Consider the following 11,459-nt stretch of genomic DNA (forward strand, 5'->3'; position numbering starts at 1 on the left):
ACTAAGCAGACAGAAATGAGCGTTCTCTGTTCGCGTTGTTTTTTGTATGGACTTATCACTAGGCGATGTACTGGGTAGCAATATGCCCTTTGTCCATCCAGACGCAATAGACGCAATAGACGCAATACTTAATAGGTTCCCCCATCAAAGCGATGACCCCGCCTGCTCATCAACGTATTACGCTAACATTTTCCAACGTCACCTGACTTTCAGGTTTATCCTTTACCTGCTGAGCAACTGGGACAAATACGTTTATATCTTTCAGCCAGGCTTCTTTGCTACTACTATCGGGCTGACCTTTCTGTGTTTGATGACATTCAACTAACAGATATTTCCCGCTAAATGCAGGTGAAAGACTATGAGCATCTCCCTCTCCTGTTACCTCGCAACGTAAGATTCTTGAAGAAGATACTTGTTTATTGGAATAAAGATCGTCACTGCGTGCCTGAAAACGTTGACCCGTTACCAGCGGGAAATGCAAATCAGTCTGCAACTGATCAAGCAATGTCGCTTCACTAGTGATGGACATGGCAAACTTTAGCTGTAGCAGATTAGCCAGCGTTAAACGCTGAACCTTCCAGATGCCATAATCTTCCAGTTTGCGCACATAGCCATCCGGCTGAACATCTAATTGAACATTAACCTTACCGAGTGCGCTTACCTCCGTATAACGAATCTGCTTAAAGCGCGGCATCGCCCATGGCTTAATCAATGACTGGGCTTGATGTTCAATTGCTTCGGAAAGAGGAAACTTAGCCAACCACTGCGGATCGTTATTATTCAGCTCGGGCATGGATGGCCCCATAAGCTTTGATGGTGACTTATTTTCGGCAGGTACAAAATTCCCTTTGGCTTTGAACGTTTTTCCTGCCTTTAACTGGCAGAGCTGTTCGAACAATTGTGACTTTTTACTGTCGATTTCGAAGCTTGTCTTACGACGTGCAATATCGGCAGTGATTAGTGAGTCGGTTATACGGCCATCGCTGTCGATATTCATTGCGGCAACAGCGGCACCCTGTTGAGTCTTGCAGTTATAAACATAGTGCTCAATCTTTAGTCCAAGAGGCGCGTCATAAGGTGGTTCCCAGATGATATCTGCGAAGTCGTATCCCATATGTACCGAGAGAATTTCGCCAGTTCGCTTAATGCTATTGATATCGATAAGGTCGGTAAATCCAATCGAAGACGTGGCTGATAATCTTTCCCATCGAGCGTCTTCAATGGGTAGCTGGCAAACCGTACGGATATCCTCTGCTGTCATCTGCTTATCATCCTGAGCTGATGCATAACGGAGGTAGCTGTTACCGTAATAGCGAGCTTTGGTGTGCCCCTCCTCATTCAGTAGATCCCAGTAAAGCAGCTGTGCCTTTCCTTGTTTACAATCAACAGATCGCCATTGCTGAACTTTTTTACCATCACTGAAATTTAACGAAATCATATAATTAACACGATCGTGGATCCTGACTAAAGACAAAGGGTTAATGCCGCCATCTGTCAATGTGGGCTTATCAGCAGTTGCTACTACAGAGATGGGCAGCAGAGAGAGAAAAATGAGAGGGCGAATGCAGTACATACATGTATCTTCATATATTGATTAAGGAACAAAGGTATCGGCATTATGACGCGAAATTTTAGTCTGAAATAAGACTTGGGATAATATTCTGCTCGGAAATGAGGTATTTGGGGCTGAGCAATAGGGCAACTGTTAGCTATGGCAAACTTAAATCTTTTAAAAGATGAGTATCTATACTGCGAAGATTCACCCTAAACACAAATTTATCCAGAAATCATCGGCATTGTATGCATTACCTTCAGTTGCATCCGCGGTACAGTTCATTTAATCTTATGATAATTAAAAAAATATTTCAAAGGTCCATATATGGAATGGGGATGCACAAAGTGTGGGGTCGAAATACCTCAGGAAAGAGAGTTTTGCGATAAATGTGAAGAAAAAAATTTCAGGAAAATTGGAGGGTTTCTATTTTTACCCCTCATAGGATTAGTGGTCACTGCTGCCTCTTATCTATTTGCAATGACAGATGCATTTAGAGTTATGACGGAAAATTATTCGCACTTAAATGTAAATGCAAAAATATTCTTCATGCTTTCTCTTGCTATTTATATTGTTTGTTTTTTATTTTCAGTCACAGTCCTTTCATTTTTCTTAAAAAAGAAAAAGTTTCTGCCAAAGCTTTATATTTTATTTTTGATATCAGTCGTGGCGACAATGTCATTAAATATCTACATGCTTTACATGTTAATCCCCGATGTTAAAATTGGATACAATGAGCTTGTTCCTATTTTTAGAAATGTGATATCGGCTCTTATTTGGATTCCATATTTCATTACATCAGTTCGTGTAAAAAGAACTTTTATCCGATAAGAAGCACCACATTAGTGGCTTCCCATTACTGATGATTGAACATGCAGAGCACTATTAATCTACCTCCAATAATCAAAACAGAGCGGATGCTATCAACTTCCGCTCCTGGCACGAAGTTGCCGTAGGAAAGCCAAGGGCAGCTTTGAGCGAACAGCGGACGGATTACTATTGATTGCACCACAAGGTGATTTAGGCGTCTAATGTGGTTGAAAATCGCAGGTCATTAAAGTTAGGTATTTTCTTGCCGATGTAGCATGGACATCCATTCACGGAAGAAGGCTCATGAGAAGTTTGGTTTTATCAGCGTTGCATCTACTAACCATAATTCCAGCTTCGTATGGTCAAGTAAATCTTCAACATGAACAAATTAAGCCATATTTGATTGATTTTCTTAAAAGGGTCGCGAGTTCATCGGCAAGTTGTGATTTATTCAAAGATTTTTTAGCAAAAGACCCTTCAAATGAAAATAAGAAGAAAATGATGTTAGGTTTTTGCGATAGTGATATTGATTTTTCAAAACCAATATCATTCTCCGAAATGAGCACTCATCACTTTGAGGGGGCGAATTATGTGTGCGGAATTATTTCTGGCCGAACAAAAATCAATCAAAAAATAGGTGCTCGGTTTATCTCTGCAGAGCCATATCACTTGATATTGAACGTTAAATACTCACGCCGTCCCATTGCATACACTACTGATGATAAATACTTAGTTTATGAGTATCAATTGCAGGTGAAGTCATTTAATGAGCTTAATAAAAAATATTGCCAGTGAATGATAATTCAGGCTGATGTTCCGATAAACCATCGGTTGCTTGTGTCAACGTATAGCTCATATAGTTTTCAGCAAGTGAGATATAATTCCACCTCTGGCACGAGGACCCCTTTTATGCAGTGACAGTGCGTCATACATTGATAGGCGGCTTCGAGCGAGGAGCTGACATTCAGGGCCCTCAATTAGCTATCTTAATGGCCCTGATATATCGTCAGATTAGTGCAGATTGATCCTATCGATTTTCTTTTAAACAAATTCACATGTTACTTGTTATGACTCCTGCATCTTAACAACCACTTTTCCTTTCGCATGCCCCAGGGCAAGGTAGGTAAGAGCCTCTTTCGCCTCTGTAAAGGGGAACACCTTGTCGATCACTGGCTTGATTTGTTCAGCTTCTATGAGTTTTCCGATTTGGGTGAGTTGATTGCCATCAGGACGGACAAAGAGAAATGAATAGGTCAGTCTCCGTTTTTTCGCAAGACGCATAATCTTACGGCTCATCAGCCCGAACACAAAACGCAGCAAGAAGTTTAATCCCCGGGCCCGTGCGAACGCGGTATCTAACGGCCCGGTGAGAGAAACAATCTTTCCACTGGGTTTTAGAATTTGGGTAGATTTTTCAATTGAATCGCCTTTGACAGTGCCGAGAACAATATCGTAGCCGCTCAGCACCTTTTCGAATTCTTGCTTTTTATAATCAACCACTTCGTCTGCGCCAAGACGACTCACCCATTCGACGTTGCCCGTGCTGGTGGTGGTTCCGACGGTTGCGCCAAAGTGCTTCGCCAGTTGGATCGCAAACGTGCCAATACCGCCGGAACCCGCCAGGATAAAGACTTTCTGGCCCATTTGGATCCTAGTTCGTTCTTTCAATGCTTGCCAGGATGTGAGGCTCACCATCGGCAGAGAAGCAGCCTGCACGAAATCCAAATTTGCGGGTTTCATGGCCGCAGCGCTTTCATGCACAACTGCAAATTCGGCAAGGGAACCCGTTCCTTTATCGAAAATACTGGCGAAGATTTCGTCGCCTGGCGTGAAACGCGTCACCCGACTCCCCACGGCAACAACAACCCCGGACAAGTCACTGCCTAATGTGGCTGGGAGTTTAAAATGCAAAACAGGTTTAAATATTCCGGTTGGGATAATGTTATCAATCGGGTTCAAACCCACAGCGTAAACTTTAACCAACATTTCATCAGCATCGGGGGCAGGATAATCTATGTTATCGAATCCCAGCTCAGGGGATTTACCATAACGTTTAAACGTAAACGCGGTCATCGTCTTAGTCTTCATTTGTTGTTTACCCTGTCGCGTTTGTCAGTGAAATTTTCCTTAGCGGATCTGTTGCTGAGTACAAAGGCAATCCCCAGGAATAGCTCGATAAATACTGCAAAAAGGATTTGCCCGTTAACATGTCCTTCCCGCCATTCAACGATGCCCAGTACGGCTAAAATAAGAGATATCGTGCTGAGGCCGGCGGCCAGAGCATAGCGGGGCAGCGAAGGCTCTGCATTTCTGGCGAATAAACACATCACCCCTATTCCTGCAAAAAATGCGGCACAGCGACGGCTGATTACGCCGGTACCTGCCGTCGGTTCAATTCCCCACTGAGTTAAGAGCTGTTCCGTAAAAAACATCCATACCGTAGCCAGGATAAAAAACAACGCAAAGGTCAGAATAGCCAGTTGAGAAAATTTCATTTTTATTTTTTCGCATCAAGCTGAAGACTTTTGCGCACCACCTTATCCAGGAATGACGCAGGCGCGAATCTGAGAATAAAGTTCAATTGACCTGCAAGCTTTCCCGCCGTATAGCGCACCTTTGGACGTGAAGTCTGAGCAGCTTTAACCACCACGTCAGCCACCACCTCCGGGCTTTCCGCTTCGGCCATTGCCTTGCTCACCACCTTCGTCAGCTTAGCCCGGATCTGGTCATACTCTTCAAGCCTGGCATCCGGCTCTATATTATTGTTTTCGAACTGTGTTTTCATGTAAGCAGGTTCGATGACAGACACTCTGATGCCCTGCGTGCGCAGTTCATGATCCAGTGCTCCCGTATATCCTTCGACCGCATGCTTACTGGCTGCATAAAGTGCCACATACGGCAACGGAACGATCCCGAGAATCGAACCGATATTGATGATGCGCCCACTGCCCTGACGGCGCATGTGAGGGATCACTGCCCGCGACAACCTGACTATGCCCAGAAAGTTGGTGTCGAAAATGTGCCTGGCCTGCTCGATAGAACTTTCTTCCGCCGCCGCCGGAGCGACCCCGAAGCCCGCATTATTTACCAGAACATCGATCCGCCCCTCCAAGCGCAGCAACTCATCAATCGCGGTCCCTACAGAAGCGTCATCCGTCACATCAAGCGTCAATAACGGAAACGAATGCTTTCCCGCCTGAGCGCCACGCCTGCTGGTGCCATATACCCTATATCCTGCCGCTAAAAGTTTTCGGGCAGACGCTTCGCCGATACCTGAGGAAGCGCCTGTAACCAGTGCTACACGTTTTTTTGTCATTGCTGAATAAGGCCTTCATGATGTGTTTGAAGTTTCTCATCAAAGATGAGACGACACGCGGTAAGGTATTTATGTCGGACTTACCTCTCTGCAGAACAGCCGGAAGACCGTTCTGCACAGTGCAACTCACTCACTAAATAGCTTTATATCGCTCTGCGGCTTCATCTTGCTTGATATCTGAAAGCAGAGCCTGACGCGAAGAATCGAGGGTGTCCCAGCGGGCTGCATTATGTAAAGGCGGGATGGTGACGAGTTCACGGCGATCAAAGCCCACCAGTGCTGCATCCACTAACTCGCCCACTTCCATGAATTTTGCCGAGTTACTGATATCGATACCCGCGCGGTCCCAGATTTCCGTGTAAGTGCCGGCAGGAAGCACCGCCTGGACATAAATGCCCTTAGCCGACAGCTCAAGATTCATTCCCTGAGACAAGAAAAGGACAAAGGCTTTGGTTGCGCCATAAACCGTCATGGCAAATTCGGGAGCGAGTCCGACGATGGAACTGATGTTGACGATCGAGCCTTCTCCGGCTTTTACAAATCGTGGTGCCACCGCACTGGCAAGTCTCGTCAGGGCAGTGACGTTAAGCGCGATAAGGCTTTCTATCGAATTAGGCGTCTGCTCTGCAAAACTGCCGGACTGCGCGATACCCGCGTTGTTGATAAGAATGCTAATCTGCGCGTCTTCACGCAGGCGAGCTTCGACCGCAGCTAAATCACTCGTTTGTGTGAGGTCAGCAGGCAGAACATCGACAGAAATGCCATTTTCCAGTCGCAGACGATCGGCCAGTGTTTCTAACTTTGCTTTGTCGCGTGCGACCAGAACCAGGTCGAGGCCCCGGCGTGCGAACCGTTCAGCGTAAACAGCACCAATACCCGTGGATGCGCCTGTAATAAGAACCGAAGCTTTAGTCATTAGTTGATCTTCTTTATTAATGTGTAAACAAAATTCGCAATGTGCAACGTTTGTATAACTGTGGCAGCGATGCTTTACTTATTGGTATCAGTCAGCGGCGGGTAATCGGTATATCCCGCTGCGCCACCGCCATAAAGTGTTTCAGGATTGAGTGAGGCCAGAGGCGCGTCAGTCTTCAGCCTTTCGACCAGATCCGGGTTGGCTATGAACGGACGACCAAACGCGAACAGATCGGCTTTGCCTTCTTCAAGCTGAGCGGTCACCAGCGGCAAGTCATAGCCGTTGTTACCGATGTAGGTGTTTTTAAAGCGCCGGCGCAGGGAGTCGTAATCGAACGGTGATATATCACGCGGGCCGCCCGTCGCGCCTTCAACCACATGGAGGTACACGATACCTAATGCGCTAAGTTGGTCAGCGACGTAATCATATTGCGGCTGCGGATCACTGCACGAAATCGCATTAGCAGGCGAAACCGGTGAAATGCGCACGCCGGTGCGGTCAGCACCAATCTCCTCTTTAACGGCCACCGTGACTTCTAACAGCAGGCGCGCCCGATTCTCGACAGAGCCGCCGTACTCATCGGTACGCTGATTGGCGCCGTCTTTAAGGAACTGTTCCAGCAGATAACCATTCGCGCCGTGGATCTCTACGCCATCAAACCCGGCGGCAATGGCATTGGCAGATGCCTTTCTGAAATCGTCGATAATCCCCGGTATTTCCTGCAACTCCAGCGCACGTGGCTCAGAGACGTCAGCAAATCCGTTGTTCACAAAGGTTTTAGTCTCAGCACGAATGGCAGACGGTGCGACCGGCGCAGCGCCACCAGGCTGTAAATCGACATGCGAGATCCGCCCCACGTGCCACAGCTGTACAAATATGCGCCCACCTTTGGCATGCACCGCGTCAGTCACTTTGCGCCAGCCATCAATCTGAGCTTGCGTGTAAATCCCCGGCGTATCCTGATAACCCTGCGCCTGTGCTGAGATCTGCGTGGCCTCAGTAATCAACAACCCCGCAGTTGCACGCTGTGCGTAATACATCGCCGCAAGTTCGCTGGGCACCAAGCCCGTTCCGGCACGATTACGCGTTAACGGCGCCATTACAATATGGTTGGCGAGCATTATTGGCCCCAGATTATAGGGTTGGAATAATTGTTGATTCGTCATGTAGGTTCCCCTGCTAAGTGATGTATTAAAACACAACATAATGATGATGATCATAATCTAAAAAGTCAAACGGTTTGATTACGATCATCATCAATGTATACTTGTTGCATGGATTTTTAGCAGAGGAGGCGGAAACAATGAAAGTATCGAAAGAGAAGGTTCGGGAAAACAGAATGCGCATTGTTGAAACGGCCTCAGAACTTTTTCGCGAGCGCGGTTACGATGGCGTGGGTGTCGCGGAACTGATGTCTGCAGCAGGGTTAACTCACGGCGGGTTCTACAAGCACTTTGGCTCTAAGGCTGATCTGATGGCGGAGGCGATGAGCTGCGGTTTTACGCGCTCTGCAGAAAGTACGGCAGGTGTGAACCGGGAAAAATTCGTTGAATACTACCTCTCCCGCCAGCATCGCGATGATAGGGGAAAGGGTTGCGTGATGTCGGCACTGGGCGCGGATACAGCCCGTCAGTCTGAATCCATTAAGGCGACATTTGCGGCGGGTATTGAAACTCAGCTCGCCATTTTAGCGAATGAAAATGGAGCGGGAGGCGAAACGCGTGCCGACCTGATCGATACCATTGCCCATCTTGTTGGTGCTCTGGTGTTATCCCGTGCCTGCCCCGATGATTCATCTCTTGCTGATGAGATTCTGCATGTTTGCCGCGCCCGTATTCTCAGCCAGGATGCACGTAAGGATTGAATTTGCCAGGAAAATTTTTTTGAGTAGTGCATATGAATAAAGCAGCCCCGTCCGGTTTTGGCGCTAACCGTACGCAGGCTGATCCCTGTCTGGAATGAGCGGACATAACAGCATATTGCCTAAAGCTTAATTGAGCCTATGAAGCACCTAGGATAATTAGAGTTCTTTTTTTAGAAATACATGGATGATTCTCTAGGGAATGCAAGATATTTCACCAAATCGCTGCCAGCCATTTTTTTCCATAAAATAGATGAGCTTGGTTCATATTCATCATGGCAGGACATATTTGATATTTCCTATCCAGATTTGACACATGTTCAGTCCATTTTGGCAAAAATGGTAAAACGGAGAGTCAGGCCGGTCAAATCTGCCGGATACCAGTTAGCGTTAAAACCATATTTTTTATATAATGTTCAGGTGTCAAAGTAATAATTTCAGTTGAATCTTTACCAGATATTTTCGTTGCTATTAGTCGGCCTGGATGGGCTAAATAGAGAAACAATTTCTTCCTCCCAAAACCGCACAATCTTATTCTGATATGGCTGGTAAGAGTCTGTTACTTCGTATCCAAATGTTGTGAATAAAGATTGCAATTCATACCATACATCAGAGGGCTCACCTTTAAACCATTCTGATTTCTGTTCATCCCAGAATTCGATCGGGTGTCCCAGTTCTTCATGAAGCATTGCCTCTAACGCTGATAGCTTAATACCTAATGAATCTGGGATAAAAAAGGCCACCTCGAATCCAATCTTTGGATCACCCGTACGAAGTTGCCTGAGCCGCAACATCGGATCATGCTTAGTGAACCCCACTTTGTAACGACTGTAGTCACTGGCAGTCATGAAAACATAGATCCATCCACCATCCATCACTTTTTTGCCCTCCGTCATCCTCATCATGCTCGTTTGAATTATGCCTTAATAATCTGGACGTTGTAAAACAATTGACCAGCAGGTGACTTACTCCCAATTTGTTAATAAAGGTTGGTGTTAACAATATCCGCTTTCGGCACTAAGCAGCCAGGCTGAATTGCTGTCCGGTCTGCTATTTGCATAATTTAACGGAAACTTGACCCGATATGCGCGAAACTTGGCTCTCCTGAAACAGTGGAATTGCCCGATAATCACTATAATAGGTTATTGGGTCATGGTTGACATGGCTCCTGCTGGTTTAAACAAAGTTTGGAGAACATATAATGAAAATTACTCAGGTCCGTAATGCCACTCAGATCCTCGAATATGCGGGTAAGAAGTTCCTTATCGATCCCATGCTTTCTGACAAAGATGCATGGGATGGTTTTGAGGGAACAGCCCGTCCAGAAATTCGTAACCCTATGGTGGAACTGCCTCTGGATATAAACTCACTGCTTGATGTGGATGCCATAATTGTCACTCACACTCACGCAGATCATTGGGATCAGGCCGCTGCCGATATTGTGCCAAAAAATAAGCTGATTTACGTCCAGAATGAGAATGATGAAGCGCTGCTGCGTGATCAGGGTTTCACTAATCTGGCTGTGCTCAACGAAACCAGCAGCCTTGAAGATATTGAACTGATTAAGACAGCATGTCAGCACGGTTCAGATGAAGCCTATGCCAACCCACAGTTGGCAGAAATGCTTGGCGATGCCAGTGGTGTTGTGTTCCGTCATCCATCGGAAAAAACCTTATATCTTGTTGGTGACTCTATCTGGATTAAAGCCGTCGAAGAAAATATGCGAAAATATATGCCGGATGTGTTGATAATGAACACCGGTTGGGCGCATGTGCTGGGCTACGGCGCAATCATATTTGGTAAAGAGGATATTTCGAAGGCGCACTTTGTATTACCAGAAGCCCAAATTGTTGCCACCCACATGGAAGCTGTTAACCACTGTCTGGTCACACGACAGGAAGTCTTGGAATATGCGCTGATTAACCATATTCAAGATTACGTTTCAGCTCCTGCAGACGGTGAATCTGTCACGTTCTGACGGAAACCGATAACTAAGGAGCCACGATGTCTGTGATTTCAGTTGCCATTCTCGTTACTCAGGGCTTCAGCACTTATCACGTATCAGTTCCGCTGATCCTTTTTGGCGATACCCTCACAGACCAACGGCTCTTTACCCGCCTGATATGCGCTGAAAAGCCGGGTCTCATCTGGTCTGACGAAGGAACGGCAATACAGGCCGATCATGGTCTGGACGTTCTGACTCAGGTTGATACCGTCATTGTGCCTTTCTGGGGAGATGTGCGTAAACGACCATCCGAGCCTCTGCTTAACGCTCTGGTAAAAGCGCGTGAAGCGGGTGCTCAGATAGTGGGGCTATGCTTAGGCACTTTCGTACTGGCTTATGCAGGCTTGCTAGACGGGCATATGGCGGCAACACACTGGGAGTATGAGGAAGATTTTCGGAAGTTGTTTCCGTCCGTTCATTTGAATCTTAACGAACTCTATGTTGATGACGATGGACTGACTACATCGGCAGGAACGGCTGCGGCGATGGATTGCTGCCTGTATATCATTCGTCAACATTTTGGCAGCCTGACGGCTAATCACATTGCCCGCAGGATGGTCACACCTCCTCACCGTGATGGTGGTCAGGCGCAGTATATTGATCATCCCGTCACTCAAAAGACTGCCGACTGTAGAATTAATAGGGTGCTTGATTACCTGTTACTAAACCTTCAGGAGCCGCACGATATTAATTCTCTGGCTGAATACGCCTCAATGAGCCGCAGAACACTGACGCGACATTTCACGAAAGCGACAGGTATGTCCGTCGTTGAGTGGATAACGGCGGCACGACTGCACCGGAGTCAGGAGCTGTTGGAGAACATGGATCTTCCTGTAGAACAGGTAGCTGAACAAGCGGGGTTTCAGTCAGCACCCACTTTTAGGCTACAGTTTCGGGAAAAATTCGGTGTCAGCCCCAGGGAGTGGCGGAAAACATTCCGTAATGCATAATTCATTAAACTGAAGACAGATGACTCATTACTATGAACGTCCGCAATTG

12 protein-coding genes are annotated in these 11,459 nt (G+C 46.6%); 5 read left to right on the plus strand and 7 right to left on the minus strand.

Going from position 1 to position 11,459, the window contains the following annotated elements:
- Window positions 1–169: 169 nt before the first annotated feature.
- On the minus strand, window positions 170–1,573 hold the full coding sequence (locus tag QSV56_RS21695) for a hypothetical protein (protein WP_046694658.1): 1,404 nt from the start codon (window positions 1,571–1,573) through the stop codon (window positions 170–172).
- A 306-nt stretch (window positions 1,574–1,879) separates the two neighbouring features.
- Between QSV56_RS21695 and QSV56_RS21700 the strand changes: the two genes are divergently transcribed.
- Window positions 1,880–2,383 (plus strand): DUF2569 family protein, encoded by a 504-nt coding sequence (locus QSV56_RS21700; protein WP_019083809.1) that lies wholly within the window; start codon window positions 1,880–1,882, stop codon window positions 2,381–2,383.
- Window positions 2,384–2,665: 282 nt separating this feature from the next.
- Entirely contained in the window at window positions 2,666–3,157 is a 492-nt protein-coding gene (locus QSV56_RS21705) for a hypothetical protein (RefSeq protein WP_050111686.1), read from the plus strand.
- A gap of 270 nt (window positions 3,158–3,427) precedes the next feature.
- Here QSV56_RS21705 and QSV56_RS21710 read toward each other — a convergent pair whose 3' ends face one another.
- The 5 genes from QSV56_RS21710 to QSV56_RS21730 form a co-directional block, all read right to left on the minus strand.
- A complete protein-coding gene (locus tag QSV56_RS21710; RefSeq protein ID WP_301213763.1) occupies window positions 3,428–4,450 on the minus strand; it encodes an NADP-dependent oxidoreductase in 1,023 nt (340 codons plus the stop codon).
- The gene (locus QSV56_RS21715) at window positions 4,447–4,857 is read right to left on the minus strand and encodes a hypothetical protein (RefSeq protein ID WP_050329310.1); all 411 of its coding nucleotides are present in this window, start codon (window positions 4,855–4,857) and stop codon (window positions 4,447–4,449) included. Before QSV56_RS21715 ends, QSV56_RS21710 begins: the two co-directional genes overlap by 4 nt.
- A gap of 2 nt (window positions 4,858–4,859) precedes the next feature.
- Window positions 4,860–5,678: an oxidoreductase gene (locus tag QSV56_RS21720; RefSeq protein WP_050329312.1), complete on the minus strand. Its 819-nt coding sequence runs from the start codon at window positions 5,676–5,678 to the stop codon at window positions 4,860–4,862.
- A gap of 133 nt (window positions 5,679–5,811) precedes the next feature.
- On the minus strand, window positions 5,812–6,594 hold the full coding sequence (locus QSV56_RS21725) for an SDR family oxidoreductase (RefSeq protein ID WP_046694662.1): 783 nt from the start codon (window positions 6,592–6,594) through the stop codon (window positions 5,812–5,814).
- A 74-nt stretch (window positions 6,595–6,668) separates the two neighbouring features.
- Window positions 6,669–7,760, minus strand: coding sequence for an alkene reductase (locus QSV56_RS21730; RefSeq protein ID WP_046694663.1), 1,092 nt, complete (start codon window positions 7,758–7,760; stop codon window positions 6,669–6,671).
- Between the two features lie 137 nt (window positions 7,761–7,897).
- On the opposite strand from QSV56_RS21730, the gene QSV56_RS21735 reads away from it, so the two are divergent.
- Window positions 7,898–8,458, plus strand: a complete 561-nt coding sequence (locus tag QSV56_RS21735; RefSeq protein ID WP_046694664.1) for a TetR/AcrR family transcriptional regulator — start codon at window positions 7,898–7,900, stop codon at window positions 8,456–8,458.
- A 446-nt stretch (window positions 8,459–8,904) separates the two neighbouring features.
- On the opposite strand, the gene QSV56_RS21740 is transcribed toward QSV56_RS21735, so the two are convergent.
- A complete protein-coding gene (locus QSV56_RS21740; protein ID WP_260505317.1) occupies window positions 8,905–9,330 on the minus strand; it encodes a GIY-YIG nuclease family protein in 426 nt (141 codons plus the stop codon).
- Between the two features lie 326 nt (window positions 9,331–9,656).
- On the opposite strand from QSV56_RS21740, the gene QSV56_RS21745 reads away from it, so the two are divergent.
- Window positions 9,657–10,433 carry an MBL fold metallo-hydrolase gene (locus QSV56_RS21745; protein WP_046694666.1) on the plus strand — a complete coding sequence of 259 codons (777 nt, stop codon included), beginning with the start codon at window positions 9,657–9,659 and terminating at the stop codon, window positions 10,431–10,433.
- A 26-nt stretch (window positions 10,434–10,459) separates the two neighbouring features.
- Window positions 10,460–11,410 (plus strand): GlxA family transcriptional regulator, encoded by a 951-nt coding sequence (locus QSV56_RS21750; protein ID WP_046694667.1) that lies wholly within the window; start codon window positions 10,460–10,462, stop codon window positions 11,408–11,410.
- Window positions 11,411–11,459: the final 49 nt, after the last annotated feature.

This window comes from Yersinia sp. 22-579 (assembly GCF_030433455.1).
Classification (GTDB): Bacteria; Pseudomonadota; Gammaproteobacteria; order Enterobacterales; family Enterobacteriaceae; genus Yersinia; species Yersinia enterocolitica.

What these genes read in the sequence shown, in the direction of transcription:
- QSV56_RS21695 (WP_046694658.1), bottom strand. Translation starts at nt 1,573, where the DNA reads ATGTACTGCATTCGCCCTCTCATTTTTCTCTCTCTGCTGCCCATCTCT.
- QSV56_RS21700 (WP_019083809.1), top strand. Translation starts at nt 1,880, where the DNA reads ATGGAATGGGGATGCACAAAGTGTGGGGTCGAAATACCTCAGGAAAGA.
- QSV56_RS21705 (WP_050111686.1), top strand. Translation starts at nt 2,666, where the DNA reads ATGAGAAGTTTGGTTTTATCAGCGTTGCATCTACTAACCATAATTCCA.
- QSV56_RS21710 (WP_301213763.1), bottom strand. Translation starts at nt 4,450, where the DNA reads ATGAAGACTAAGACGATGACCGCGTTTACGTTTAAACGTTATGGTAAA.
- QSV56_RS21715 (WP_050329310.1), bottom strand. Translation starts at nt 4,857, where the DNA reads ATGAAATTTTCTCAACTGGCTATTCTGACCTTTGCGTTGTTTTTTATC.
- QSV56_RS21720 (WP_050329312.1), bottom strand. Translation starts at nt 5,678, where the DNA reads ATGACAAAAAAACGTGTAGCACTGGTTACAGGCGCTTCCTCAGGTATC.
- QSV56_RS21725 (WP_046694662.1), bottom strand. Translation starts at nt 6,594, where the DNA reads ATGACTAAAGCTTCGGTTCTTATTACAGGCGCATCCACGGGTATTGGT.
- QSV56_RS21730 (WP_046694663.1), bottom strand. Translation starts at nt 7,760, where the DNA reads ATGACGAATCAACAATTATTCCAACCCTATAATCTGGGGCCAATAATG.
- QSV56_RS21735 (WP_046694664.1), top strand. Translation starts at nt 7,898, where the DNA reads ATGAAAGTATCGAAAGAGAAGGTTCGGGAAAACAGAATGCGCATTGTT.
- QSV56_RS21740 (WP_260505317.1), bottom strand. Translation starts at nt 9,330, where the DNA reads ATGGATGGTGGATGGATCTATGTTTTCATGACTGCCAGTGACTACAGT.
- QSV56_RS21745 (WP_046694666.1), top strand. Translation starts at nt 9,657, where the DNA reads ATGAAAATTACTCAGGTCCGTAATGCCACTCAGATCCTCGAATATGCG.
- QSV56_RS21750 (WP_046694667.1), top strand. Translation starts at nt 10,460, where the DNA reads ATGTCTGTGATTTCAGTTGCCATTCTCGTTACTCAGGGCTTCAGCACT.